The organism is Kitasatospora sp. NPDC008115, from assembly GCF_042957205.1.
GTDB lineage: Bacteria > Actinomycetota > Actinomycetes > Streptomycetales > Streptomycetaceae > Kitasatospora.
Genome location: NZ_JBIBHU010000092.1, coordinates 1 through 1,470, shown reverse-complemented (window position 1 = coordinate 1,470; position 1,470 = coordinate 1). Strand labels below are relative to the sequence as shown.

Sequence of the window (1,470 nt, the reverse complement as noted above, 5' to 3'; positions counted from 1 at the left end):
GGGAGTGTCATGAATCAGGTGGACACCCTGACCAAGGGAGACACTGATGAGCTCGCTGACGGATCACCAGATCGGGTCGGTTCCTGATGGAACGGTTTCGTCGGAGTCCGCAGACGCCGATGCCTTGGACATGGGTCCGAGGAAGAACACCGGCGGGTCGGATGTGGTGGCGTCGGTCGCCGAGCTGGCGGCCGAGCAGGCCAGGGCCGGCGGGATGCAGCTGCTCGGTGAGGGCGGGCTGCTCCAGCAGCTGACCCGGCACCTGCTCCAGGAAGCCCTGGAAGCCGAGATGGACGAGCACCTGGCCTCGACCGCGGAGCCGGGCCGCTCGGCCCGCAAGGGTGGCAACGCGCGCAACGGCTACCGGATGAAGACCGTGATGACCGAGGCCGGGCCGGTCACCCTCGAAGTGCCCAGGGACCGGGCCGGCACGTTCGAACCGAAGGTCGTACCCCGGCACGCGCGCCGCACCGAGGGCCTGGACAACCTCGTGATCTCGTTGACCGCGAAGGGCCTGACCAGCGGGGAGATCGTCGCGCACCTGGCCGAGGTCTACGGCATGGCGACCAGCAAGGAGACCGTCTCCACCATCACCGACCGGGTCCTGGAGGGCATGGCCGAGTGGCGCACACGCCCCCTCGACACGGTCTACCCGGTCCTGTTCGTGGACGCTGTGAACATCAAGGTCCGCGACGGCCAGGTCGCCAACCGGCCCATCTACGTGGTCCTGGGCGTCACCGCCGACGGCTACCGCGACATCCTGGGCCTGTGGACCTCCAGCGGCGGCGAGGGCGCCAAGTACTGGCAGTCGGTCCTGACCGAGATCAAGAACCGCGGCGTGAAGGACTGCCTGATCCTCATCTGCGACGGCCTGGCGGGCCTGCCCGACGCTGTCGCCCAGGTCTGGCCCCAGACCGTGGTCCAGACATGCATCGTCCACCTGTTGCGCAACTCCTTCCGCTACACCTCGAAGCGGGACTGGGCGGCCGTGGCCCGGGACCTCAAGCCCGTCTACACCGCGCCGAACGAGCAGGCGGCCCTGGACCGGTTCGCCGAGTTCGCCGCCGCCTGGGAGGCGAACTACCCGGCCGTGGTGCGACTGTGGGAGAGGGCCTGGCCCGAGATGGTCCCCTTCCTCGCCTTCGACGCCGAGATCCGCAAGATCATCTGCACCACCAACGCCATCGAGAGCCTCAACTCCCGCTACCGCCGGGCCGCCGGCGCCTGCGGCCACTTCCCCAACGACCAGGCCGCCCTCAAACGGCTCTACCTGGCCACCCTCGCCCTCGACCCCACCGGGCGCGGCCGACAACGCTGGAGCAACCGCTGGATGGCCGCCCTCAACGCCTTCGACATCGCCTTCGACGGACGCCTGTCAGCCGGACGGGCGTAGGCCACCCGGCCCACGCCCGCCGAGAAGATCAACACCTAGCCCAACCGGGTGCCGTACACCTAGATCGTGATAGTCCC

General features: G+C 69.0%; 1 protein-coding gene. It reads left to right on the top strand.

Translation table 11 applies throughout. The annotated features are described in order from the left end of the window. Positions 1–130: 130 nt before the first annotated feature. A complete protein-coding gene (locus tag ACFZBX_RS36950) occupies positions 131–1,393 on the top strand; it encodes an IS256 family transposase (protein WP_391538203.1) in 1,263 nt (420 codons plus the stop codon). Positions 1,394–1,470: the final 77 nt, after the last annotated feature.